This is a genomic window from Massilia polaris (assembly GCF_012927275.1).
Classification (GTDB): domain Bacteria; phylum Pseudomonadota; class Gammaproteobacteria; order Burkholderiales; family Burkholderiaceae_D; genus Telluria_A; species Telluria_A polaris.
Window position 1 is genome coordinate 121,077 of record NZ_JABBGG010000004.1, and the last position, 24,644, is coordinate 145,720.

The following is a 24,644-nucleotide window of genomic DNA, read 5'->3' on the forward strand; positions in this document are numbered from 1 at the left end:
GGGTCGCGCTTTCGCAGGACCGACGGTTTAAGGCCGCTGGAGGAGTTCCTGATGCGCCGCCTTCAGCATCGCCTCAGTCGTTTCCCAATCAATACACCCATCCGTCACCGAGCATCCATACTTCAGTTCCGACAAATTGCTCGGAATCTTCTGGTTGCCGCCGACGATATTCGATTCGATCATCACGCCGACGATCGACTTGTTGCCGTGCTTGATCTGCTGGATCACATCCGACATCACCAGCGGCTGCAGTTCCGGCTTCTTGTAGCTGTTCGCATGCGAGCAGTCGACCACCAGGTTGGCCGGCAGCTTGGCCTTGGCCAGCGCCTGCTCGGCGATCGCCACCGACACCGAATCGTAGTTCGGGCGTCCGTCGCCGCCGCGCAGCACCACGTGGCCGTAAGCATTGCCGCTGGTACGCACGATCGAGACCGTGCCCTGGCTGCTGATGCCGAGGAAGGAGTGCGGGTGCGCCGACGACAAGATCGCGTTGATGGCAATGCTGATGTCGCCATCGGTGCCGTTCTTGAAGCCCACCGGGGTCGACAGGCCGGACGACATCTCGCGGTGCGTCTGCGATTCCGTGGTGCGCGCGCCGATCGCCGTCCAGGCGATCAGGTCGCCCAGGTATTGCGGCGAAATCGGGTCGAGCGCTTCGGTCGCGGTCGGCAGGCCGAGTTCGCACACGTCGAGCAGGAATTTACGCGCGTTGCTCATGCCGACGTCGACGCGGAACGAGTCGTCCATGTCCGGATCGTTGATATAGCCCTTCCAGCCGGTGGTCGTGCGCGGCTTTTCGAAGTACACGCGCATTACCAGCAACATGGTGTCGGCCACTTCTTCCTGCAGTTTCTTCAGGCGGCGCGCATAGTCGAGGCCGGCGATCGGGTCGTGGATCGAGCACGGTCCGACCACGACAAACATGCGCTTGTCTTTGCGGTCGAGAATGTTGCGCAGCGCTTCGCGGCCGCGCATGACGGTCTGGAAGGCGGCATCGGAGAGCGGCAGCACGGCGTGCAGCTGTTCGGGCGAGGGCATCAGCGCGAACGAGCTGACGTTACTATTTTCAATATCGGGCGTGATCATCGGTGTCAGCTTTGTTGGGTTGTTCCAGTAGTAACCTGCAAGTGTAGTACGATTTTCTTTGTGCTGCATTGCAGCAGGCCAAAATCCCCGACCTGTTAAAAACCTCCCGGTGTAAGCTTCATCAATGACGACAAATCTCGAACCATTCCCAGCCGCACATTTCATCAAGGAAATCGGACGCGGCAAGAAAGGTGCGCGCAGCCTGTCGCGCGACGATGCGTGGGCGCTGTACGGGGCGATGCTGGACGGCAGGGTGTCCGACCTGGAGATGGGCGGTATCGTGCTGGCGCTGCGCATCAAGGGTGAGTCGGTCAACGAGATCGCCGGCTTCCTGGACGCGGCCGAGGCCTCGTTCCAGCTGCTGCCGGTGCCCGCCTGTGAGTACGCGCCGGTCCTGATTCCAAGCTACAACGGTGCGCGCAAGCTGGCCAACCTGACGCCCTTGCTGGCGCTGTTGCTCGCGCGCGAAGGCGTGCCGGTGCTGGTGCACGGCGTCAGCACCGATCCCGGCCGCGTGACGAGCGCGGAAATCCTGGCGGCGATGGGCCTTGCCCCCGCCAGCTCGCCGGCCGACCTCGCCGCGGCGGCCGCGCGCCGCGAACCCTGCTTCATGCCGATCGAAACGCTGGCGCCGAAGATGGCGCGGCTGCTGGCGCTGCGCCGCATCCTCGGCGTGCGCAATTCCACCCATACGCTGGTCAAGATACTCCAGCCGTTCGACGGCCCGGCGCTGCGGCTGGTGTCCTACACCCATCCCGAGTACCTCGAAATGCTGAGCGAATATTTCACCACTGCAGCCCCGGCAGGGCGCGGCGACGCCTTCCTGATGCGCGGGACTGAAGGCGAAACGGTGGCGAACGCCAACCGCGGCCAGCAGATCGAGTGGTTCCACAACGGCGAGGGCGTGCTGCTGGTGCAGCGCGGCGATCCCACCGACGAACTGGCGGAGATGCCGTCTGCCCGCGACGCGGCCAGCACCGCCGAATGGATCGCCCAGGCGCTGCGTGGCGAGGTCCCGGTGCCGGAAACGATCCTCGAGCAGGTCGAACAATGCCTGAAGGTAGCGAAAGCATTGAAGGCCTGAGCGCCGCCCGGTTTACAATCACTGCTTTTGTAACTCGCGGAAAACGCACCAGATGGCAAAACAATTCGATGTAGCAGTGATCGGCGCGGGCGCGGCCGGCATGATGTGCGCGGCAGTTGCCGCCCAGCGTGGCAAGCGCGTAGTCCTGATCGATCACGCGGCCAAGCTGGCTGAAAAGATCCGCATCTCCGGCGGCGGCCGATGCAATTTCACCAATATTAATGCGGGCCCGGCCAATTTCCTGTCCGAGAACCCGCACTTCTGCAAAAGCGCGCTGTCGCGCTACACGCCACAGGACTTCCTCGCGCTGGTCAAGAAACACCGCATCGGTCACCACGAGAAGCACCGTGGCCAGCTGTTCTGCGACGACTCTGCCGAGCAGGTCATCCAGATGCTCAAGGAAGAGTGCGCCGATGGCGGCGTCACCTGGCGCATGCCATGCACAGTCGGCTCGGTCGAGAACACGCCGGAAGGCTTCCTGCTGGCGACCGACACCGGCGACATCCTGGCCGACAGCCTGGTCATCGCCAGCGGCGGCCTGTCGATCCCGAAAATCGGCGCCACCGACTTCGGCTACCGCATCGCGACCCAGTTCGGCCTGAATATCATCGAACCGCGTCCGGGCCTGGTGCCGCTGACCTTCGACGGCCCCAGCTGGGAGGCGTTCGCGCCCTTGTCGGGCATCGCGCTGGAAGTCGAAGTCGAGACCGGTTCGGGCAAGGGGAAGGGCGCCAGGCGCGGCCACTTCCGCGAAGACCTGCTGTTCACCCACCGCGGGCTGTCCGGCCCGGCCATCCTGCAGATTTCCAGCTACTGGCAGCCGGGAACGCCGATCGTCCTCAACCTGCTGCCGGACATGGATGTGGCCCAGGTGCTGATCGAAGGCAAAGGCACGATCAAGAAGCAGCTCGGCAACGTGCTGTCGCAATGGCTGCCGGTGCGGCTGGCGGAAGGCTTGCTGGTTGCCAACGGCTTCGAACCGGACGCACGCCTGGCCGACATGCCGGACGCGAAACTGCGCAAGCTGGGTGACGCGATCAACCGCTGGGCGATCGTTCCCACCGGTTCGGAAGGCTACCGCAAGGCCGAAGTCACGCTGGGCGGGGTCGACACGCGCGAGCTGTCGCAACAATCGATGATGGCCAACAAGGTGCCCGGCCTGTACTTCATCGGCGAGGCGGTGGATGTCACCGGCTGGCTGGGCGGGTATAATTTCCAATGGGCCTGGGCCTCCGGTGTCGCAGCAGGACAGGCCGTCGGCGAATGAGGTATTTGGTGTGGCGCTTGCGAAACAGGAAAGCGAAAAGCTTCCCATCAATGTGAAATGCTGCTAGAATCTCGTTCTTCCCTTCTAAATCTAACGGTTTGATTTTTACATGACCACTATTCGCCTTAAAGAAAACGAGCCGTTCGAAGTAGCCATGCGCCGCTTCAAGCGCACTATCGAAAAAACTGGTCTGCTGACCGAACTGCGTGCACGCGAGTTCTACGAAAAGCCAACGGCTGAGCGCAAGCGCAAGCTGGCAGCTGCCGTAAAGCGCCACTACAAGCGCATTCGCAGTCAGCAACTGCCAAAGAAGCTGTACTAAGATTTCCAATCAAGGCTTATCCGGTGGCTGGCCTCGTGCCGCGCCGGATGAATTGTCTTGATGAGTCGCAGACCCGCTCCGGTTTACCGCAGCGGGTTTTGCTATTTATACCTGGCCAACGTGGCCCGGCCGAAACGGCCGATTCGACGCGAGGATGACATGAGCTTAAAAGAACAAATCACCGAAGACATGAAAACGGCAATGCGCGCGAAAGACGCGGGCCGCCTGCAGACCGTTCGCCTCATGATCGCTGAAATCAAGCGCAAGGAAGTCGACGAGCGCATCGAACTCGACGACGCCCAGACGCTGGCGATCGTCGAAAAGATGATCAAGCAGCGCAAGGACTCGATCAGCCAGTTCGAAGCGGGCAACCGCCAGGACCTGGCCGACATCGAAAAAGCCGAGCTAGCCATCCTGTCGGCCTACATGCCTGCCGGCCTGTCGGACGAAGAAGTTGCGGCTGAAGTAGCCGCCGCTGTCACCGCCTCGGGCGCTGCCGGTCCACAAGACATGGGCAAGGTCATGGCGATCGTCAAGCCGAAACTGGCTGGCCGCGCCGACATGACGGTGGTATCCGGTCTCGTCAAAAAAGCCCTGAGCGGCGGATAATTCCCAAAATCGCGGTCAGGCCACCATTGGAGGAGCATTGCTGGCTCCAAAAAAATCGGGGTCTGTCCCCGGGGACAGACCCCGGGGACAGACCCCGGGGACAGACCGGGTCACGTTGACCCTGATTTTGAGATTGGCGCCAAAAAGATCACCCAAGGAAATCCATGTCGCGTATTGTTTCAGCTCAACACTGTTACTTGCGCGCCGGTATAGTCTGACCTAAGACAAAGACTGTTCATCAAACGTGATTCCACAATCGTTCATTACCGACCTGCTCAACCGTGTCGACATCGTCGACGTCGTCGGCCGCTACGTGCAGCTGAAGAAGGGCGGCGCGAATTACCAGGGCCTGTGCCCCTTCCATAACGAAAAGTCCCCCAGCTTTACCGTCAGTCCAACCAAGCAGTTCTACCATTGCTTCGGCTGCGGCGCCCATGGCACCTCGATCGGCTTCCTGATCGAGTACTCGGGAATGGGCTTCGTCGACGCGGTTAAGGACCTGGCCCAGAACGTCGGCATGGTCGTGCCCGATGCGGACGACAAGATCCCACCAGCGCAGCGCGCCCAGAACCAGGCCCAGGCGCTGGCACTGTCCGACGCGATGACGCGCGCCTGCGATTTTTACCGCGGCCAGCTGCGCACTGCGCCAAACGCCATCGAGTACCTGAAAAAACGTGGCCTGACCGGCGAAATCTGCGCCCGTTTCGGCATGGGCTACGCGCCGAGCGGCTGGGACAACCTCCGCTCGGTGTTCCCTGAATACGATGCGCTGGCGCTGGTCGAATCCGGCCTCGTCATCGACAAGGTCGACGAAGAAGGCAACAAGCATAAGCGGTACGACCGTTTCCGCGAACGCATCATGTTCCCGATCCGCAACGTCAAAGGCCAGGTGATCGGCTTCGGCGGCCGCGTCCTCGACTCGGGCGAACCCAAATACCTGAACTCCCCGGAAACACCCTTGTTCCAGAAAGGCCTGGAACTGTACGGCCTGTTCGAAGCGCGCCAGGCGATCCGCGACGCCGGTTACGTCCTGGTGACGGAAGGCTACATGGACGTCGTCGCGCTCGCGCAACTTGGTTTCCCGCAAGCGGTCGCCACCCTGGGCACCGCATGCACCAGTACCCACGTGCAAAAACTGCTGCGCCAGATCGACACGGTCATCTTCAGTTTCGACGGCGACAAGGCCGGTCGCAAGGCTGCGCGCCGCGCGCTGGAAGCCTGTCTGCCGCAAGTGACCGACGACAAGATCATCAAGTTCCTGTTCCTGCCGCAAGAGCACGACCCGGACAGCTTCGTGCGCGAGCGCGGCGCTGATGCGTTCGAGCAAGAAATCCATGAAGCCATGCCGTTGTCGCAATTCTTGCTGCGCGAAGTGTCGGCCGAACATGACTTGTCGGAACCTGAAGGGCGGGCGCGGGTCCAATTCGATGCCAAGCCTTTGCTGCAGTCGATGGCGCCGTCGGCACTGCGCCTGCAAATCGTGCGCGGCCTTGCCGGCCTGACGGAATCGACGCCGGCTGAAATCGAAGGCTTGTTCGAGCTGGCCAAGCCGGTCGCCGTCGCGCGCAAGGCGCCGCCGCGGCATGGAAGGCCGCAACCGGTCGGGCTGGAAGCGCAAATCATTCGCCATCTGGTCGCCCACCCGCCGCTCGCGCTCGAGCTGGACGAGTCGGCTCTCCAGGCATTCAACCATTTCGGGCCGGAATCCGCCGAGCGCCTGTTGCAACTAGTTGCCGCCGCGCAGGCACTGGGACCGAACGGCAGCTTCGCTGCATTGTCTCAGCAACTAAAGAACGAAGGCGCGGATTACGACAGCCTGATCGCCGAGATTGCCTCCGAACCCGAGTCCGATTTCGATAGCGTTAGATTATGGCTTGCAGGAGCTGTGAGGCAGATCAAGATGGACGCATTAAAACACGAGCTCAATCAATTGTTTTCATCCGGATTGACCTCAGATCAGGTGGGAATTCGCTACCGGGAAATCACCGCGATGCAAGACCAACTGTTGCGTGAAACGCAAGCCGAACTGAGCGCGCGCTAGCTGCGTCAACCGGCCCTGGATGTTGGCCGTTAGGCACTAGAAAAAGCCGGGGTGCGTGCTATAATAAAACGCTAAGTGTTGCTTTCTTAGAAATCTTATTTTTTAACAGGAAGTGAACTTCTTCCTCTAAGTTAGGCTCTTGATCGGCGCGGATGGTGGCGCCGGCGGCCAGGGCCAGCTTTGGTTGAGACAGCGCGATGCGCGTCACGGTAAAAATGCCATCAACCACTACGGCCTTGCCCCCGCCCGCCGTTTTGTCGCAGCCGGCTTCTGCCGCCAGGCCGTTGCCGGCTGCGGCATACGGCGTGCGGCGATGCGCGGATCTGCCTGCAAGGTGATGTAAAGGTGTAATGAGTGCAGCAATGCCGGACTGGCCCCAAAGGTGGGTCCGGAACGTAGGGCCAGCAACAAATTTTACTTAAACCATCGTAAAGCTAGTCGTTGTGACATCGAAAGCGCCTGTGCCAATCAAGAAACCCGAATCCAAAGTGGCTGCAAAGCCGACGAGAGCGTCCGCCAAAGCGGATAAAGCAGACAAAGCGGAAGTGCGTGCGCCGAGTGCGCCGCCCGTTGTCAGCCAGACGACCGATGCCGCCACCCTGGCAGCCATCGATACGTCCGGCTATGTGCTGCCAACCGTTAAGGTACCGGGGCGGCGCGGGCGCAAGCCGAAGGAATTCCAGCCTGAGAACGACGAAGTCGCCGCGCTCAATGCGGTAGAACGCGCCGAACTGAAAGCGGTCGACAAGGCCAAGGCCAAAGACCGTAAAGCCAAGGAAAAAGCGCTGCTGAAGGACGCATTCTCGTCCGACACCGAGGCATCCGAGGAAGAACTCGAGCGCCGCCGCAACAAACTCAAGACCCTGATCAAGTTCGGCAAGGAACGCGGCTTCCTGACGTACGCGGAGATCAACGACCACCTGCCTGAGAACATCGTCGATCCGGAAGCGATCGAAGGCATCATCGGCACCTTCAACGACATGGGCATCGCGGTCTATGAACACGCGCCCGATGCCGAAACGCTGCTGCTGTCCGATAACGTCGCCACCGTCACCAGCGATGATGAAGCCGAGGCTGCCGCCGAAGCCGCGCTGTCCACCGTCGACTCCGACTTCGGCCGCACCACCGACCCGGTCCGCATGTACATGCGTGAAATGGGCTCGGTCGAGCTGCTCACCCGCGAAGGCGAAATCGAAATCGCCAAGCGTATCGAAGATGGCCTGAAGGACATGATCCAGGCAATTTCCGCCTGCCCGGTCACCATCGCCGAAATTATTTCCGCCGCGATCCGCATCCAGAACGACGAATCCAAGATCGACGAAATCGTCGACGGCATGGTCAACGCAGACGGCGAGGCGACCACGCCCGCTGGCGCGCCGGCGGCATCGTCGGATGACGACGAAGACGACGACGATGCCGAGGGCGAAGAAGAAGCCGAGGAAGAAGAAACCACCGCTTCGGGCGCGGCCGGCTATTCCGCGGAACAGCTCGAAGCGCTGAAAGCCGAAGCGCTGGAGAAATTCGAAGTCATCTCGGTGCAGTTCGACAAGATGCGCAAGGCGTTCGAAAAGGACGGCTACAACTCGAAGGCCTACGTCAAGGCGCAGGAAGCGATCTCCAACGAACTGCTGGGCATCCGCTTCACCGCCAAGGTCGTCGAAAAGCTGTGCGACACGCTGCGCGGCCAGGTCGACGAAGTACGCCACATTGAAAAGCAGATCCTCGACGTTGCGGTCAACAAGTGCGGCATGCCGCGCGCCCACTTCATCAAGGTCTTCCCAGGCAACGAAACCAACCTCGACTGGGTCGATGGCGAAGTCAACGCGGGCCACGCGTACTCCGGTATCCTCGGACGCAACATCCCGACCATCAAGGAACTGCAGCAGCGCCTGATCGACCTGCAAGCGCGCGTCGTCCTGCCGCTGCCGGACCTGCGCAACATCAACCGTCAGATGGCGGCGGGTGAAATGAAGGCGCGCAAGGCCAAGCGTGAAATGACCGAGGCCAACCTGCGTCTCGTGATTTCCATCGCCAAGAAGTACACCAACCGCGGCCTGCAGTTCCTCGACCTGATCCAGGAAGGCAACATCGGCCTGATGAAGGCAGTGGACAAGTTCGAATACCGCCGCGGCTACAAGTTCTCGACCTATGCGACATGGTGGATCCGCCAGGCGATCACGCGTTCGATCGCCGACCAGGCGCGCACGATCCGTATCCCGGTGCACATGATCGAGACGATCAACAAGATGAACCGCATCTCGCGCCAGATCCTGCAAGAGACCGGCGCCGAGCCAGATCCAGCGACGCTGGCGATCAAGATGGAAATGCCGGAAGACAAAATCCGGAAGATCATGAAGATCGCGAAAGAGCCGATCTCGATGGAAACGCCGATTGGCGACGATGACGACTCCCACCTGGGGGACTTCATCGAAGACAACAACACGCTGGCGCCATCGGATGCCGCACTGCACGCTTCGATGCGTGGCGTGGTGAAGGACGTGCTGGATTCGCTGACCCCGCGCGAAGCGAAGGTGCTGCGCATGCGTTTCGGTATCGAGATGTCGACCGACCACACCTTGGAAGAAGTGGGCAAGCAGTTCGACGTGACGCGTGAGCGGATTCGCCAGATCGAAGCGAAAGCGCTGCGCAAACTGCGCCACCCATCGCGCTCCGACAAGCTGAAGAGCTTCCTCGAAGGCAATTAAACCTTGACGGGGCGAGGCAGAGATTCTATCCTCGCCCCTTCGAATTTTTAGCCACCGTCGCTCCCGTGAAAACGGGAGCCCATACTGAGCATTAGAAACCCAGTATAGGCCCTCACAAGTGAGGTAACGGAACCCCCTCAAAGGGCCTCTAGCTCATGCTTGGTTAGAGCAGCGGACTCATAATCCGTTGGTGCCGTGTTCGACTCACGGGAGGCCCACCAATAAAATCAATGACTTGGCCTTATACTGGCCGGTCATCACGGAAGTCTGAAAAGTGCGTGTAGGGACGGTGTAGGATTTTCCGCTCAGCACTTACTGCTAAGTAGGCGCCCAATGCCTCAAGCCCCCAAGCCAGGCGACCAAAACCATTTGGTGTTCTCACACAATGCCCAACGGATCTGTTATCGGTGGGGAAACTAGCGCAATATTTCATTGTTGGTTTTTTGGTTACAAATTTATCGTTAAAGCTGCGCACAATTTGATTTAGCTCTTGTGCGACGCGCCAATTGCACCTATATTTTGTATAGGCAGTCTCAAGTGACAACTAAACAAGCAAGAAAGCGCACGCAGCTCTCGAAGCAGCAACTTGAGGCATACATACGGGCCGAGTCGCTCGATTCACAAAACGTTTTTTTCACCAACCACGTCAGGCAGCAGATGCGAAAGCGTCACATCTCCGTTGCTTGCGTGATTTCGACGTTGCGCGAAGGGAGAATTAAGCGTACGCCCGAGCCCAACACGATGTTGGGTACTTTGGAGTGTCGGATGGAGCATTATTGCACTGGACACAATATCGGCGTCGTAGTTGCCATTAGCGATGACGAGCCGGATCTGGTCCTTGTGACGGCAATGTATATTTAGGAGAAAAGGATGTATCACTATACCGACGGAGGCTTGCGCAATGTATGGCTCAAGAACGGCTACGTCGAGAAGGACACGCCATATGGGAAGGCAGTCTCCTTTCATGATCTTGATGGCCTAACGAAGGCTATTTGCATGGCGCTATCGAACAAGCCGGGCAAGTTAACCGGCGCGGAGTTTCGCTACATCCGCAGTGGACTTCTCCTTTCGCAAAAGTCGCTGGGGAAGTTGCTGGGATGTACCGAGCAGGCTGTTGCTAAATGGGAGAAAACGGGGAAGGTTCCGAAGACTTCGGATCTCGTCGTACGTATGATCTACAAGCAATCGCACGATGGCAAAGAAGGTGTGGGTGCGACCGTTGAAATGCTGAACACCATTGATCGAATCAGCCATTCCCGGATTATTATTTCCGAGGCTCACCATAAGTGGACTTCTAAGGTCGAAGACCAAGAGCCCGCCCTGGCTTAGCCATTCACGGCTGAACATCGGGCCCGCCGAGTGCGGGCTTTTTTGTTGCTCTGAATCGTTGGCCGCTCAGTCGCTATGAAGTAAGCGTCGTATTCCATCAACGGGCCATGGCCGCCGGTTGATGCGGACCGGTCGAAGCGGGCTCTTTTCAAGGGATGCCCAGACCCGCATCGTCTGCGGCCGACGGCCTAGATGGTAAGCGGCTCATTCCGTATCCACGTGAGTGCGGAGTTCCTGTGCTAGCGGGACGAATTTAGTTGTGCGCGGTATTCGTGGGTCCATCAGGACGCCAGTCGCCTCTATTTGCTGATTCATTGCTCACCTTTGGGAAGTAAAAAGTGCGGCAATGGTGCCAAGTTCCAAACACGCTGTCTGGCCGAAACGAGCGATTTTCCAATAAATCGTATTTTTTGCGATTTAAGCGCGAAATATTTTGGAGTCGCCGGAATCAGACACGGGCTCCGCGCCTGATCCTGCTTCGACTGTGCTTAGGTTAGGCTCGCGACGCGGTGTACGAGGTTGTTGCTCTCAAAACAAGCAAGATGTGTTGTCAGGTGTTCTAAGACTCGTTGCTCGTTTCCTCAATCTTCCAATCGAACCATATACTCCGTTCAACTTCGATATAATCATTTCGCTAACGCCGTATTTACTGTTCTGCGCTCCGTGTCATGCCTCGCGCTCGCGGAAAGTCTTGTCGCGTCATGAATGGGAGTCGAATGTCTTCAAATCATGTTTCGCTGTTCAGTTCGATACTGCTTGTGTGCGTTGCGCCCGCAATAGCCGCAAATCAAAGGTCGCTCGACGCCGTGCCTAAATTCGAGCGACTCGACTCGATTGAGGCGCGCGTTCAAGGCTGTGTTACTTGCCACGGCCAGCAAGGTCAGGGCACCGCCAACGGCTACTTTCCGCGCATTGCCGGTAAGCCGGCTGGCTACCTGTACAACCAGCTCGCAGCTTTTCGCGATGGTACGCGCAGCTATCCGCCGATGAATTATCTCGTGGCTTATCTTCCTGATCCCTACCTCAAGGAAATTGCGCAGCACTTCGCAAGCCTGCGCCCGCAATTCCAGCCCCGTGAAAAATCGGTGTCCGATCCTGCCGCCAGCCAACGTGGAATGGTCCTGGCAACGGTCGGCGACGCCTCCAAAGGTGTGCCGGCGTGCATCAGTTGCCACGGCAAGAACCTGACCGGTATGGAGCCCGGGATTCCGGGGTTGGCCGGCTTGCGATCTGCCTATATCGCAGGCCAGCTAACCCGCTGGCGTGTGGGCGAGCGCACCGCCGCGCACCCGGACTGCATGGAGCGCATCGCCAAGCGGCTTTCAGAACCCGACATCACTGCGGTAGCGGGCTGGCTCGCGCAGCAGGTGCCACCTGCTGATGCTTCCCCTGAGCCGTCCAATTTGGTCCGCATGCCATTGGCCTGTGGTAGCCAACGGTGAGCAGCATGTCCAGAAAAGTCCGCGTACTACTCATCCTGATCGCGCTGGCTCTGGCAGCCGTTGCAACGCTTTATTTCCTACGGCCGGGCTTTTTGCCGAAGAACGGGGCGGCGCACGAAGCTAACGCCTCGACCCAGGTCATCAACAAGGGCGAGTACCTGGCGCGTGCCGGGGACTGCGTAGCTTGCCATACTGTACCGAACGGCCCGGTCTTCGCTGGCGGCCGCGCCATGGCGACGCCCTTTGGCAACCTGTATGTGCCGAACATTACCCCTGACGATGACACGGGCATCGGCCTATGGACCGCAGACGAGTTTTACCGAATGATGCACACGGGCGTTTCCCGCGATGGCAAGCTGTTGTATCCCGCTATGCCGTTCGCCTCGTACACGCAGGTGACACGCGCCGATTCGGATGCCATATACGCCTACCTGATGTCGGTGACGCCGGTCAGGCAAAAGAACCGCGAACACGCGCTACGCTTCCCCTTCAACAACCGCGAGCTCCTCATCGGTTGGCGCACCCTGTACTTCAAGGAGGGCGAGTTCGAGCCGGTAGCCGGCAGGAGCGCCGAATGGAACCGTGGCGCCTACTTGGTGCGTGGCTTGGGGCATTGCGCCATGTGTCACACGGCGGTCAACGCGTTGGGCGGATCGAGTGAATCGACGGCCTTCGAAGGCGGAATGATCCCGAACCAGAATTGGTATGCGCCGTCGCTGACATCGAACCGCGAAGCTGGCCTCGGACATTGGAGCATTGAAGAAATTTCGGACTTGCTCCAAGTGGGCGTATCAAAACGCGGTACGGTCTATGGACCTATGGCTGAGGTCGTGTACAACAGCCTGCAGTACATGACCGACGAAGACATCAGAGCGATGGCCGTGTACTTGAAGGCATTGCCACAAAAAGACAGTGCGCCGCCACCGACCAGTCAGGCCAGATTGATAGCGCCCGAGGTCATGGAACTTGGCCGCACTGTCTATACAGCGCAGTGCGCAATGTGCCACGGCGACGCTGGCAAGGGCCAGCCTCCATCCTTCCCAATATTGGCGGGGAATCAGTCGATCACAATGGACACGCCGGTCAATCCGATCCGCATGGTCCTCAACGGTGGCTATCCGCCAGGCACTCAGAAGAACCCACGGCCGCACGGCATGCCACCGTTTTCCCACATTCTTAACGATGACGAAGTGGCCGCCGTCGTCACTTACATTCGGGTCGCGTGGGGGAACAACGGCACCCCGGTCACCGCCCCCCAAGTAAGTGATCTGCGAAAACTGTTACCCGAATAGAGGACATGATGACGCCTACGCCTCAAGACGATGACTTCGACAAGAAGGTCGACGAGATTGTTAGTCGCGGACCTTCCGGCACTTTTGCTGTGGCCGGTATTGCCACCTTTATTGTGGTCGCGATGTTCTTTCTCTTTTACTGGGTAGTCTACCTTCCAAGGGGGGCCGTGCAATGACCGAGCCGGACTCCGACAGCGGGCGCCACGCATCGGAACGGGTGGCCATTGTGGCCGAGCGTCGCTGGGCAATCATCGTTCTCACCATCATCGCGGCCTTGCTGGCGATGATGATCTTTACCGGCCTGCATTGGGCGGCCATGCCGCCTTCGCGCGTGGAGACGATCGACATTAAGACGCTGCACATCCAGGGCGAATTTGTCGAAAACAACTTGGGCACCTCACTTGAAAAAGATGGACGTGTCATCGTGCGCCTGATCGGTCAGCAATACTCATTCGTTCCCCAGTGCATCGTCGTTCCAGCCGGCGTGCCGGTAACATTCCGTGGCACCAGCACCGATGCCATCCATGGCTTTATCGTCGGCCGCACCAATGCGAACACGATGCTCATCCCCGGCTTCATTTCCACCTTCACCACGACGTTCCCCAAGGTCGGTGAGCAGCTCATGCCATGCCACGAATACTGTGGCACCGGCCATGAGGCCATGTGGGCCAAGGTTCAGGTTATTTCGCCGCAAGACTTTTATGTAAAAGCTAAAGCTGGAGAAAGGCTGAGCTGTGTACCGGGCTAGAAAATTAGTGTTATGGCATTTCTGGGTTGCGTTTATCGCCTTCTTCGCTGCGATCCTTCTCGGCGAATGGCAGATGTTCGTGCGCAGTCCGCTTTCTCCCTGGGTGAACAACCCCGAGCACTACTACCGTTCAGTCACGGGCCACGGCACCGTTATGGGCTACGTGATGCCGACATTGGTGGCCATGGGCTTTGGATATGCGATCACCGAGCTGGCGCTCAAGCGACCGTTGATTGGCGTGCGCTGGGCATGGGGAGGGTTCTGGCTGGTGATCGCCGGCACCTTGATGGCGGCGCTGACAACCGCGGTAGGCAAGTCGTCCGTGCTTTACACCTTCTATCCGCCGATGATTGGCAGCACGTTCTACTATCTTGGCATCGTGCTCGTGGTCGTCGGCTCATGGATCTGGGTAGCGCTAATGGCAATCAACTTGCGCGCCTGGACCAAGGCCAATCCTGAAACGACGATTCCCTTGGCCATGTATGGCAACGTCACTGGGGCATACCTGTGGGCTTGGACGTCGGTCGGTGCAGCATCGGAGATCCTGCTATTGATACTGCCAGCAACTACCGGCTTGACCGATACCATCAACGTCGGTCTCGCTCGGGTACTGTTTTCCTGGACACTGCACGCTATCGTGTATTTCTGGCTGATGCCTGCATACATTGCGTTTTACACTCTATTCCCACGGGCCATTGGTGGACGGCTCTACAGCGATACGATGGGTCGGGTCGCATTTGCCTTGTTCCTCGTGTTCTCCATGCCCATTGGCATTCACCACCTGTTTGCGGATCCACAGGTCGGTGCCGGCTTCAAGTTTGTGCACGCCGCGATGACAGCCATGGTGTCCATTCCGACCCTGCTGACCGTATTTACCATCGTGGCGTCGGCCGAAATCGTGGCGCGGCTGCGCGGAGGAAAGGGCGCGCTAGGCTGGGTCAAGGCCCTACCGTGGAACAACCCGTGGATGCTGGCGGTCACGCTGGCATTCATCATGCTCGGGTTTGGCGGTGCCGGGGGCATCATCAACATGAGCTATCAGCTAAACGAATCGATCCACAATACGCAGTGGGTGACCGGGCACTTCCACCTGATTTTTGGCGGCGCCATTGTCATCATGTATTTCATGATCGCATATGAACTGTGGCCGCAGCTGCTCTCATGCGCGACGCTGTCGCCGCGCCTGATCAAGACACAGTTATGGACATGGTTTAGCGGCATGATGATCCTTACCATGCCGTGGCACCTGGTTGGATTGCTGGGCGCGCCACGGCGCATGGCCTACTACGACTACACGCATCCGCTGCTGGCCCCGCAAGCCATCACGGTGACGATGTCCACCTTCGGCGGGCTAATCCTGGTGATATCGGCCGCAATGTTCATCTATATCTTGACCAGCGCCCGGCGCCAGTCTGCCCCTGTGCCAGCGTTCACATTTAGCCAGGCAGTGCACCCGAATTCCAAGCCGCCTGCGGTGCTCAATGGTCTGGGCCTGTGGGTGGCGATGATGATTGCACTCACCCTGGTCAACTACGGTTACCCCATCGTTCAGCTGGCACTGATACCTGAGGCGTCGGTGCCGGTCATACCGATCGGAGCACGATAAATGCACACCAAGAAACCATTGTCCGGAGTCCGTGGCATCGCCAGGACTAGCATCATCAGCCTGATCGCGCTGACCATGGGGGCCGCAGCCGTCGGCTTCCTGTTGCTGCCCACGGCGCAAGCCGATTTCCGTGCCCAAGGAATTTGGGACAGCATTTGCCGCGCAGCCGGACTGCCTAGCAAATGGGGAAACCCCGCTGCCGAGGACCGCGCCAAGCCGATGGTCTCGACTAACGTGGTTCTGCTGCCGGCCATGAGTAAGCAAGCCAGGCCGGCGTCGATTGGCCGTGGCGCCACGCTGGCCCTGAACTGTACGATGTGCCATGGCGCGCTTGGCATGAGCCGATCGGATGCGCCTAACTTGGCCGGACAATATCCGGAAGTGGTGATTAAGCAATTGATGGACTACCAAAGCGGCAAGCGTGAGAATGCGCTGATGGCGGCACTTGCGCGCAATCTGACTGAACAAAACATCGTGGATTTGGCGGCTTACTATGCGAGTTTGCCGAAAGCCCGTACAGCGCCGACCAGTTACGACGAAACGCTGCCCGCGCTGGTGCGTGTGGGTGACCCAATGCGTAACATCGCGCCGTGCATCTCGTGTCACGGTGGTGTCGATCAAAAGCTCGGCGCACCATGGCTGGAAGGCATGCCGAAGCAGTACCTGGTGCAGGAATTAGGAGCTTTCAAGTCCGGCAAGCGCAGAAACGACGGCCAGCAGCAAATGCGCAATGTGGCCCGTGCGATGACGGTTGAGGAAATTGAGGATGTCTCTAACTTCTACGCACGCAAAGCGCTGCCTGGTCACTAAAAGTAGTGCCGGGTTGTTCCATAGTCGAACTTCACGGATGCATGAAGCTACTCGCGTCCCAAGGCAGCGACAAGCGACGGGAGGAAGTTGATACTTGTCAACCCAACCATAATGAGGCTCGCGATAATGACAGGGGACCCTGCGCGCGGAGCATCACCCAATGTCTAAACTGGTTAGCCGGCTCTACAGCGACTATTTCATGCCTTCGCGCTTGCCGAAGTACGAGCGTTTTATCCGCGCGGCGCACGACATGGGATTTGCCCAAACATCGGTGCGGGAGTTTTTCGAATCCACGGGCAACGGCAATGCGGTCGATGGACGAAAAGTGGTTGTCCACCGTCATGACATTGATACGGACCTGCGCACGGCGCGGAAACTATTCGAGCTTGAGCAGAAGTATCATATCAAGTCGAGTTTCTACTTCCGCCTCTCCACGCTCGATTTCGGCCTGATGCGCGAGATTGAGGACTACGGCAGCGAGGCCAGCTACCACTACGAAGAACTCGCGACATTTGCCAAACAAAACCGGATCAGGAATGCCGCCGCAATTCGCTCAAGGATGTCCGAAATCCGCCAAACCTTCATAGCGAATTTCTGCGCCATCGAGCAACGGCTCGACAGGAAGATGACCACCGTCGCCAGCCACGGCGATTTCGCCAACCGCCGGCTCAAGTTGAATAACACGGAAGTGCTCAACGACCCGCAGCTGCGGGACAGTTGCGGGATTAAATGCGAGACCTACGACCAGGCGTTTCTTCAGCACTTCGACTTCTACGTCGCAGACAAGCCGCATCCCCAGTATTACCACCCCAGCTGCCCATTTGAGGCGCTCGGCAAGTACCAGCGGATTTGCTTCCTGACACACCCCCGCCAATTCGAAACCAACTGGGTGGAAAACACCAAAGACAATCTGTTCCGCTTTTATGACGGCGCGCGGTGGAAAGCGGTTCGCCATTCTTAAACTTCCCCTGGTACCCATCGATGAACGCCGACTTCACGTTTTGGGGGCATAACTGCTTCCTGATCGAGACCGATCACGAGGCTTTGCTGATCGATCCATGGCTTAACGATACCGGCGCGTTCTTCGGCAGCTGGCACCAGTGGCCGCCCAACGGCCATTTGCGCGACGTCGTCAGGAAGCGCTGCACCGGGAAGAAACTCAGTATTTTCCTGAGTCACGAACACCAGGACCATTTCGATAGCTCGACGCTCGCCACGTTTTCAGGGCATCCGGATTGCACCATCTTCATCCCGGCATACAAAGATAAGTTCTTGCTCGATGCGCTTCACCGCATGACACTGCACGCTGTTGAATTGGCCGAAGACGAGAAGGCCGGTGAGAATATCCAGTTGCGGATTTTCATCGATGACAGCGGTATCAATCACGACGCGGCGATTTTCGTGAACACTCCCGGCTTCACATTCTTTAACCAGAACGACTGTAAGATTTTCGATAGATTACCGGCGTTAAAGAAGGATTTACCGCGGGTTGATTATTACTCGGTACAGTTTTCCGGTGCGAACTGGCATCCCGCCTGTTTCCTGCTTCCCGACGAACAGCGCCGCCTGGTGGCGAGGAAAAAGGTGCTGAGCAAACTTCGCAATGTGCTGAGTGGCGTGAAAATCCTTGAGCCGCGTTTCTTTCTGCCCGCAGCCGGCCCGGCATTTTTCCCCTTCCTCGATCCGGCGCTGAATGTCGGCGCCGGCACGATTTTCGTTCACCAGGATGAGCTGGACAAATACCTGGTACAGAATGGCATCCGAAATATCCTTTATGCGCGGCCCGGCGAGCGGATCAGGGAGGATGCCAGCCGCTTGCCGGTCGCCGGTCCGACCCCTGCGGAGATTGAGCAATATAACGAGTCGCACAAGGATGTATGGGAGGGCATCGACGATAACTTCTCGCCCGCGTACTTTGCCGAGGTCCTGCAGCGCCGTCTGGCACTGGTTGCCGGCATCGCCTTGCCTCCCGAAACGCCTTCGATCGCCTTCCGTTGGGGCGCAGGCGAGTCGGAAACCCTGGTCGTGGACCTTGTCGGCAAATCCCTGCTGTATTCCCGCGAGCCGGAAGCGCCGTGCCTTGTCCTGACCGCCAGCACCAAGTATTTTTCACTGATGTGCGGAGAGGATCGCTGGCAGGACATCGCCCTGAGCCTTCGCGCAAACATCGAGCGCCTGCCCGACGTGTACAACACGATCGTCAACATTTTCCTGTTTGCCGACGAATCGAACCTGGCCGAATCGGTGATCCGCAACCTCAGTCTGTCGAAAGAGCGGATCGTCATCGAGCACCAGGGGCAGAAGTACGAGATCAACCGCTATTGCCCGCACCAGGGCGGCGACCTGGCTTACGCGAGCATCGATGACGACCTGCACGTTGTTTGCCCGCGGCATAGCTGGCGCTTCGACCTGGCATGCGAAGGCATGTGCAAGACATCCGGCATGAGTATTGACGCGGTAAAACTGGCTGCCAGCAAATAAACGACACTTTCTTGATCGCCTGCCGGCAGTCATGCAAGAGGCATATAATAAAATTCCTTGCCTGCCTGCAAAATTCATTTCTATGTCCCAAGCCCTTATGGTTTCTGCCGTCCAGCCGGTTGGGGACGCCATCCAGCTCTCCGAAATCATCGGAGCGATGAGTTACGCGCTTGACATTACCGAGGGGCAGCCGGCGGGACATTGCGTGCGATGCTGCTGGATCGGAATGCACATCGGAAAGCAGGCCGGGCTCCCGGAGCAGCAGTTGTGGGAGCTGTATTACACGCTGTTGCTCAAGGATCTGGGCTGCAGCAGCAATGCGGCGCGCATCTGCGAGTTGTACCTTACTGACGATCTGCAGTTCAAGCGCGACTTCAAGACGGTCGGCGACAGCCTGCCGCAAGTGCTGGCCTTCGTCTTCAGCCACACCGGATTGAAGGCGGGCCTGGCCGAGCGCTTCCGCAGCGTGCTGGGCATCTTGCGCAATGGCAGCGAGATCGCGCACGAACTCATCGCCACGCGCTGCCAGCGGGGAGCGGAAATTGCACGCTTGCTGCGTTTCCCCGAGGCGGTTTCGAGCGGCATCTACTCCCTGGATGAACATTACAACGGCAAGGGCAAGCCCGCCGCGCTGGTCGGCGACGAGATTCCGGTCTACGCGCGCATCGCGCTGCTGGCGCAGGTGATCGACGTGTTCCACACTGCGGACGGGCGCGACGCCGCGCTGGCCGAGGTGCGTGCGCGCGCCGGCACCTGGTTTGACCCGATGCTGGTCGAATCGTTCGAGGCAGTCGCGCAGGACGCGCAGTTCTGGACGACGCTCGCGTCGGCCGAGGTCGACGACGCCGTCGTGGCGCTCGTGCCGGCAGGTCACGAAGTGCCCCTCGACGAAGATTATCTGGACGATATCGCCGCCGCCTTCGGCCAGGTGGTCGATTCCAAGAGCCCATACACAAGCGGTCACAGCGCGCGCGTCGCCTTGTACACCGACATGATCGCTGAAGCGCTCGGCTTGTCCGAGCAACGGCGCCGCTGGCTGCGGCGCGGGGCCTTGCTGCATGATGTCGGCAAGCTGGGCGTCAGCAATAGCGTGCTCGACAAAGCCGGATCGCTCGACAGGGCGGAGTGGGATGCGGTCAAACTGCACGCCGAATTTTCGGAGCGCATCCTTTCACGGATTAGTGCGTTTTCAGAGCTTGCGCGCGTGGCTGGCGCGCATCACGAGCGCCTCGACGGTACCGGCTACCCGCGCGGCCTGAAAGCGGACGAGATCAACATCGAAACGCGGATCATCACCACAGCGGACATCTTCGACGCCATCACCGCCGAGCGTCCCTACCGTGGTGCGATCCCGATTCCGAAAGCGCTCGAGATGATGGCGCAAACCGTCGGCACCGCGCTCGACCCGGAATGCTTTGACGCGTTAAAGCGCGCCATCGACCGCTTGCCGGTCCCGCTATAAATCCCTGAACCAGGCGCAGCGCAGCGCCTGGCGTCGCATCACACTCCCGCAGCCGTTCCGCAATCACCGCAGAAACGCATCTGCGCCACCAGCGTCACGCCGCAGCCAGTGCAGAAGCGCGGGCGGGCCGGCGCTTCGGCGACGGCGACAGGTTCGGTTGCAAGCGCCAAATCGGACGCGGCTACATCCATCGCCAGTGCCGCACCGGACGCGCCCGCAGCGACTGCATGGCCGGTCGCACCGACCTGGCGCGCGCGCTCGAGGTCGGCCGCGGAAGTCGGCGCCACCACCATCGAGCGGGTCTCGCCAAATGCTTTCAGGTGGGCCGCCAGTTCGTTGGCGACGCCCTGCATGCCGCGCATGCGGATCAGCTGGCGTCGGGCGTCCTTGCCGAAAATAACCGTGTCGATTTCGGATACCCACACGCGCATCGTCATCGATTCGACGTTGATCACGCTCTTCTGCGTCTGTACTTGTCCGCTCAGCTGGTTGCCGACATTGACGCGCGCCGATTCGTAGCTGCCCGACAGGTCGACCCACATCAGTTCGGAAACGAAATCGAAGCGGCCCCACAGCACGTGCGCCGCGCGGAAGCAGAACGCACCCACTGCCATCTGGAACAGCGCGATCGCTGCAAACGTGGTGCTCGCTTTCCCCGCCAGCAGGCCCTTGCTGAACAGCAGGGTGGCGACGGCGCCGGCCACCATGCACAGTGCCGCGAAGCCTGTCAGGAGCACCAGCCAGCGGAATTGCGGTGTAGCCATTGCATGCGCGATGCCTTCGGCAGTGCGGTTCGGCTGCGGGCGCGGCTGGGTTTCCTCGAACAGGTCGGCCGTGAACTGGCCTTGCTCGCCGTTGACGGCCGGCGAACGGCGCGTGTAGCGGCGGTTCGGGATCCGGTTGTACCAGCGTTCCATCAGCACGCGGTCGATCTCTTCGATGAGCTTGTTCGGGTGGGCATTGATGGTCAGGGTTTCGCTGACCCGCGCCGAGCCGATCGCCTGCGGCGCCGGTTCGAGCTGGTTGTTCAAGGCGATGCCGAACGCGGCGCAACCGAGCAGGGCGCACAGCAGGCCGAGCGCCAGCGCGCCGTTGATGGAAAAGTCGTGCAGGTTCGGCAGCAGCGATGCACCCAGGCCCAGCAGGGCAGGTCCCAGCAAGGCGAGGACGATCAGCACAACCAGGCTGCGCAGGCCGATGGCCGTCGATGTGTCCATCGGCCCGGCCGCCGCGCTGTTGTGGCGGGCAAGCGGCTTGAGCACTTGCGGCGCGGCGAACAGCGCGTAGCCGATGCCGATCCAGCCGCTCGCAGCCCCCTGGCCGAAGAAGAACCAGCACGCCAGCAGGCTCGCAAGGGTGACGGCCAGCGACAGGAAGCGGTAAAACTGCGCCTGCGCGGTATGCTGAAGCACGATCGGCGCGAAGATCAGGTGAGGCAGCATCGAATACAGCAGGCCGTTGAGCGGACCTTTGGGCTCCTCGAAACTCATCGCGTTCTGGCGCAGGAGTTCCTTGAGCTCATCCGCCTTCCTGCTGTTGCCGTCGCTATCGGGGGCCACCCGCAATGCGAGGTCTTGAGGCCGGTCGCGGCCGAAGAAGAAGCGCAGCTGCGTGAATGCCTGCGCCAGCTGCACAATGCCGAACACCAGCAAGCCGACGGCGATCGCCGCCACCACCAATTCCTTGCCGCCCAGGCCCTGCGCGAGGCGCGCGCGCACGTCGAGCATGACGATGCAGCTCGCCAGCACCATCAGCGCGCCGGCGCCAATGCGGAACACGTTCTCAACCTTGTAGGGGTTGGGGAACTCGAAGACGGGATTCTCGGGGTTGAATTCGTAACTCATGGTGAGGGAAATTAGTGACTGGTGGAAACAAACGCACTATCGCGGAAGATGTAATGTTTGTCAATGTGGTAAGTATTGAGAAAGGTAGCTTGCGCGCTTTGCCGGCGCCCGCTATTGACGCACTTTCGCGCCCACACTGGAAAATTGGGGGAAATGAGGGGGACGTCAGGCGGTGCGCATCGTTGGCACAAACGCGCACAGGTAAATCGTGACGCCGACGGCAATGCTGACCAGCAGGGCGATCAGCCCAGTGCTGCCCACGGTGAAGGCGGAATACCCGATCGATGCCCACAGCATCGCCAGCGCCGTCACCTTGCCGCGTAGCGGAATGCCGCGGCCCTGTTCATAGTCGCGGATGTATTCGCCGAACATCCTGTTGGTGAGCAGCCAGTGATGCAGCCTGGTCGATCCGCGCGCGAAGCATGCCGACGCCAGCAAGAGGAACGGCGTGGTCGGCAGCAGCGGAAGAAATACGCCTAGGATGGCGAGCACGACGGCAATTCCGCCTATCAGGTTCAGCGCTAGTTTCATTATTCTTCGGTTCAATCGTGCCGGGAAAACCGCCCGGCCGGGCTCAGCGGAATCGTATCACCGATCGCCAGCCGCGCGCAGCCAGTCGCGTTCTCGTGTTCTTCCGATTTCCTCTACAATTAAATCGAATATAACAGTAATTAATTGGCAACTGAGGAGGTGACCTTGGAGAGCGACCCGAACCGGCTTGAGGCCGAAAACACCGTACGCGAGCTTGCCGACCTCGACGCAAGCCTGGCCCCCGCACCGGAGCTTGCCGGCCTGGACGCAGGCCCGGCCGCCGCGCCAGAACCAGATTTCTCCATGTTCGACCCACCCGTCCGGGAATCGCTGTTGCCGCGCCGGCTGTACCTGCCGCTGCTGTGGGTGTTTGGGCTTGGCGCCATCGCCGCCTTGGCGCTGGCAGGCAGCTTCGTAAGCCAGGAACGCAAGTCCGATAAAACCATGCAACTGCTGGCAGCGAATTCGCGCAGTGCCATCGGTGCGCCGGTCGTCCCGGTGGCAGCGCCGCTGCCGGTGAAAAAGCCGACCGACATGGTCTTCCTGAAGGAGGCGTCGCCAACCGGCCCGGTCCGCACAGACAAGCAGCCGGATACCGCGGTAGAGGGAGTCGCGAAGGCCACGCAACCAGTTGCGGAGAGTCAAAAGGAACCCAAGGCAGATTCCCAGCCTGCCGTCGCACGCATCGCCAAAGCATCGCCCACCAAGGTAAAGCCTGCGGCCAAAGCTGCGCCCGCCAAAGCGACTCCGGTCGCGAAAAAGAAAAAGTCCACACCCCCAAAAGCGACTGTGTTCGCGCAGCGTGGCCCGATTCAAAACGGGCCCCGCGTGCGCGAAGAATCGATCACCGAGCGTCTGAACGCCGCAGTGGCGGCATGCCGCGCCCGACCGCACGCACCGGGCGAATGCAACCTTCGCGCGTGCGACATCCTGGGAAGTTCCGATCCCGCCTGCCGTTAATTCCGCAAGCGAGGCTCCACCGATGAGTGCGTCCGCGCGTCTGTTGCAGATAAACGAATTGTTACGTCGAATTGCTTGTCGGCACTGACGACGCCCTCATACAATCGAGCTTTTCCGCATTGCTACAAAGGTCGTCATGAAAAACAGTTCAATTGTAAAAATTGCAGCAGTGCTCCTGCTTCCTGCCGTGCTCGGCGGTTGCGGCGTGCTGGCAGCGCCGTGCCGCATCGGCTCGGCCGTGATCAAGATGGTGCCGGTCGTCGGCCATGCCGCCGCCTTGCCGACCGATGCCTGCGCCGCGGTCATCGATCCTTGACGCGTGAGGGAATCGTGCGCGTCGCTTGCTCACGATTCTGTCATCATTGGAAATGGCTACTCTTTCCATTCCCCTGTTTCCGTTAGGCACAGTCCTGTTTCCTGACGGCGTGTTGCCCCTGCAGGTGTTCGAGGTGCGCTACCTGGATATGATGCGCAAGTGCATCGACAGCGGCAGTCCGTTCGGCGTCGTCCTGCTCACGCAGGGCTCGGAAGTGCGTACGCCTGACGGCGACGAGCAATTCGAACAGTCCGGCACGCTTGCTACAGTGCAGGAAACACTGGAAGCGTCGCCCGGCTTGCTGAAGGTCCTGTGCCGGGGCGCATCGCGCTTTCACATCGTGTCCAGCGCGCGTCGGCCGAATGGTTTGTGGACGGCCGAAGTCGAGCTGATCGAGAACGACCATGCGGTCCCCATCCCATCCGAACTGCAGGGCGCGGCCGACGCGCTCGACCGCGTGCTGGAGTCGCTTGGGGATATCCCGGAAGAACGCTGGCCGCTGTTGCCGCCATTCCAGCTTGATGATTGCGGATGGGTAGCGAACCGCTGGTGCGATTTGCTGCCCTTGCCGGCGGCGCAAAAACAGATGCTGCTGACGCTCGACAACCCGCTGATCCGGCTCGAACTGCTGCATGACATGCTCGACGAGCATGGATTGATTACTTCCTGATTCCTTGCTTGCGCTGGCGAGGGCCCGGCATCCCGGACC

The 24,644-nt window shown here is 59.9% G+C and carries 24 protein-coding genes and 1 tRNA gene; 21 read left to right on the top strand and 4 right to left on the bottom strand.

What is annotated here, in order from left to right; translation table 11 throughout:
* Positions 1-27: 27 nt before the first annotated feature.
* Positions 28-1,086, bottom strand: a complete 1,059-nt coding sequence (locus HHL21_RS08570) for a 3-deoxy-7-phosphoheptulonate synthase (RefSeq protein ID WP_169464839.1) — start codon at positions 1,084-1,086, stop codon at positions 28-30.
* Between the two features lie 124 nt (positions 1,087-1,210).
* Here HHL21_RS08570 and ybiB point away from each other — a divergent pair, with 124 nt between their 5' ends.
* The 5 genes from ybiB to dnaG all read left to right on the top strand — a co-directional run bounded on the left by ybiB (position 1,211) and on the right by dnaG (position 6,409).
* Complete coding sequence (ybiB, locus tag HHL21_RS08575) at positions 1,211-2,170, top strand: DNA-binding protein YbiB (RefSeq protein WP_169464840.1); 960 nt, start codon at positions 1,211-1,213, stop codon at positions 2,168-2,170.
* Between the two features lie 52 nt (positions 2,171-2,222).
* Entirely contained in the window at positions 2,223-3,437 is a 1,215-nt protein-coding gene (locus HHL21_RS08580) for a BaiN/RdsA family NAD(P)/FAD-dependent oxidoreductase (RefSeq protein WP_169464841.1), read from the top strand.
* 109 nt (positions 3,438-3,546) lie between these two features.
* The gene (rpsU, locus tag HHL21_RS08585) at positions 3,547-3,759 is read left to right on the top strand and encodes a 30S ribosomal protein S21 (protein ID WP_005665410.1); all 213 of its coding nucleotides are present in this window, start codon (positions 3,547-3,549) and stop codon (positions 3,757-3,759) included.
* Between the two features lie 159 nt (positions 3,760-3,918).
* Entirely contained in the window at positions 3,919-4,368 is a 450-nt protein-coding gene (locus tag HHL21_RS08590; protein ID WP_169464842.1) for a GatB/YqeY domain-containing protein, read from the top strand.
* A gap of 244 nt (positions 4,369-4,612) precedes the next feature.
* Positions 4,613-6,409 carry a DNA primase gene (gene dnaG, locus HHL21_RS08595; RefSeq protein WP_169464843.1) on the top strand — a complete coding sequence of 599 codons (1,797 nt, stop codon included), beginning with the start codon at positions 4,613-4,615 and terminating at the stop codon, positions 6,407-6,409.
* Between the two features lie 58 nt (positions 6,410-6,467).
* Here dnaG and HHL21_RS08600 read toward each other — a convergent pair whose 3' ends face one another.
* A complete protein-coding gene (locus HHL21_RS08600; protein ID WP_169464844.1) occupies positions 6,468-6,638 on the bottom strand; it encodes a hypothetical protein in 171 nt (56 codons plus the stop codon).
* Positions 6,639-6,870: 232 nt separating this feature from the next.
* Between HHL21_RS08600 and rpoD the strand changes: the two genes are divergently transcribed.
* The 13 genes from rpoD to HHL21_RS08665 all read left to right on the top strand — a co-directional run bounded on the left by rpoD (position 6,871) and on the right by HHL21_RS08665 (position 20,284).
* A complete protein-coding gene (gene rpoD / locus HHL21_RS08605) occupies positions 6,871-9,114 on the top strand; it encodes an RNA polymerase sigma factor RpoD (protein ID WP_169464845.1) in 2,244 nt (747 codons plus the stop codon).
* Between the two features lie 142 nt (positions 9,115-9,256).
* A tRNA-Ile gene (locus HHL21_RS08610) sits at positions 9,257-9,335 on the top strand.
* A 316-nt stretch (positions 9,336-9,651) separates the two neighbouring features.
* Positions 9,652-9,975: a DUF4258 domain-containing protein gene (locus HHL21_RS22130; protein ID WP_169464846.1), complete on the top strand. Its 324-nt coding sequence runs from the start codon at positions 9,652-9,654 to the stop codon at positions 9,973-9,975.
* Between the two features lie 9 nt (positions 9,976-9,984).
* The gene (locus HHL21_RS08620; RefSeq protein WP_169464847.1) at positions 9,985-10,443 is read left to right on the top strand and encodes a hypothetical protein; all 459 of its coding nucleotides are present in this window, start codon (positions 9,985-9,987) and stop codon (positions 10,441-10,443) included.
* A gap of 716 nt (positions 10,444-11,159) precedes the next feature.
* Positions 11,160-11,885, top strand: a complete 726-nt coding sequence (locus HHL21_RS08625) for a c-type cytochrome (RefSeq protein WP_169464848.1) — start codon at positions 11,160-11,162, stop codon at positions 11,883-11,885.
* Positions 11,886-11,890: 5 nt separating this feature from the next.
* Positions 11,891-13,177, top strand: a complete 1,287-nt coding sequence (locus HHL21_RS08630) for a c-type cytochrome (protein ID WP_169464849.1) — start codon at positions 11,891-11,893, stop codon at positions 13,175-13,177.
* Positions 13,178-13,182: 5 nt separating this feature from the next.
* Positions 13,183-13,353, top strand: a complete 171-nt coding sequence (locus tag HHL21_RS08635; protein ID WP_169464850.1) for a hypothetical protein — start codon at positions 13,183-13,185, stop codon at positions 13,351-13,353.
* A complete protein-coding gene (locus HHL21_RS08640; RefSeq protein WP_169464851.1) occupies positions 13,350-13,925 on the top strand; it encodes a cupredoxin domain-containing protein in 576 nt (191 codons plus the stop codon). The genes HHL21_RS08635 and HHL21_RS08640 overlap by 4 nt, the downstream gene beginning before the upstream one ends.
* Positions 13,912-15,531 carry a cbb3-type cytochrome c oxidase subunit I gene (locus tag HHL21_RS08645; RefSeq protein WP_169464852.1) on the top strand — a complete coding sequence of 540 codons (1,620 nt, stop codon included), beginning with the start codon at positions 13,912-13,914 and terminating at the stop codon, positions 15,529-15,531. The genes HHL21_RS08640 and HHL21_RS08645 overlap by 14 nt, the downstream gene beginning before the upstream one ends.
* The gene (locus tag HHL21_RS08650; RefSeq protein WP_169464853.1) at positions 15,532-16,341 is read left to right on the top strand and encodes a c-type cytochrome; all 810 of its coding nucleotides are present in this window, start codon (positions 15,532-15,534) and stop codon (positions 16,339-16,341) included.
* 160 nt (positions 16,342-16,501) lie between these two features.
* A complete protein-coding gene (locus HHL21_RS08655; protein WP_169464854.1) occupies positions 16,502-17,302 on the top strand; it encodes a polysaccharide deacetylase family protein in 801 nt (266 codons plus the stop codon).
* 20 nt (positions 17,303-17,322) lie between these two features.
* The gene (locus tag HHL21_RS08660) at positions 17,323-18,822 is read left to right on the top strand and encodes an MBL fold metallo-hydrolase (RefSeq protein ID WP_169464855.1); all 1,500 of its coding nucleotides are present in this window, start codon (positions 17,323-17,325) and stop codon (positions 18,820-18,822) included.
* 97 nt (positions 18,823-18,919) lie between these two features.
* Positions 18,920-20,284 (top strand): HD-GYP domain-containing protein, encoded by a 1,365-nt coding sequence (locus HHL21_RS08665; RefSeq protein WP_169465154.1) that lies wholly within the window; start codon positions 18,920-18,922, stop codon positions 20,282-20,284.
* Positions 20,285-20,322: 38 nt separating this feature from the next.
* On the opposite strand, the gene HHL21_RS08670 is transcribed toward HHL21_RS08665, so the two are convergent.
* Positions 20,323-22,128: a hypothetical protein gene (locus HHL21_RS08670; protein WP_169464856.1), complete on the bottom strand. Its 1,806-nt coding sequence runs from the start codon at positions 22,126-22,128 to the stop codon at positions 20,323-20,325.
* 165 nt (positions 22,129-22,293) lie between these two features.
* Positions 22,294-22,659 carry a YbaN family protein gene (locus HHL21_RS08675; RefSeq protein ID WP_169464857.1) on the bottom strand — a complete coding sequence of 122 codons (366 nt, stop codon included), beginning with the start codon at positions 22,657-22,659 and terminating at the stop codon, positions 22,294-22,296.
* A gap of 165 nt (positions 22,660-22,824) precedes the next feature.
* On the opposite strand from HHL21_RS08675, the gene HHL21_RS08680 reads away from it, so the two are divergent.
* The 3 genes from HHL21_RS08680 (at position 22,825) to HHL21_RS08690 (ending at position 24,605) form a co-directional block, all read left to right on the top strand.
* The gene (locus tag HHL21_RS08680; protein WP_169464858.1) at positions 22,825-23,619 is read left to right on the top strand and encodes a hypothetical protein; all 795 of its coding nucleotides are present in this window, start codon (positions 22,825-22,827) and stop codon (positions 23,617-23,619) included.
* Positions 23,620-23,755: 136 nt separating this feature from the next.
* Positions 23,756-23,935, top strand: coding sequence for a DUF6726 family protein (locus tag HHL21_RS08685; RefSeq protein ID WP_169464859.1), 180 nt, complete (start codon positions 23,756-23,758; stop codon positions 23,933-23,935).
* A gap of 52 nt (positions 23,936-23,987) precedes the next feature.
* Positions 23,988-24,605, top strand: a complete 618-nt coding sequence (locus HHL21_RS08690) for an LON peptidase substrate-binding domain-containing protein (RefSeq protein ID WP_169464860.1) — start codon at positions 23,988-23,990, stop codon at positions 24,603-24,605.
* Positions 24,606-24,644: the final 39 nt, after the last annotated feature.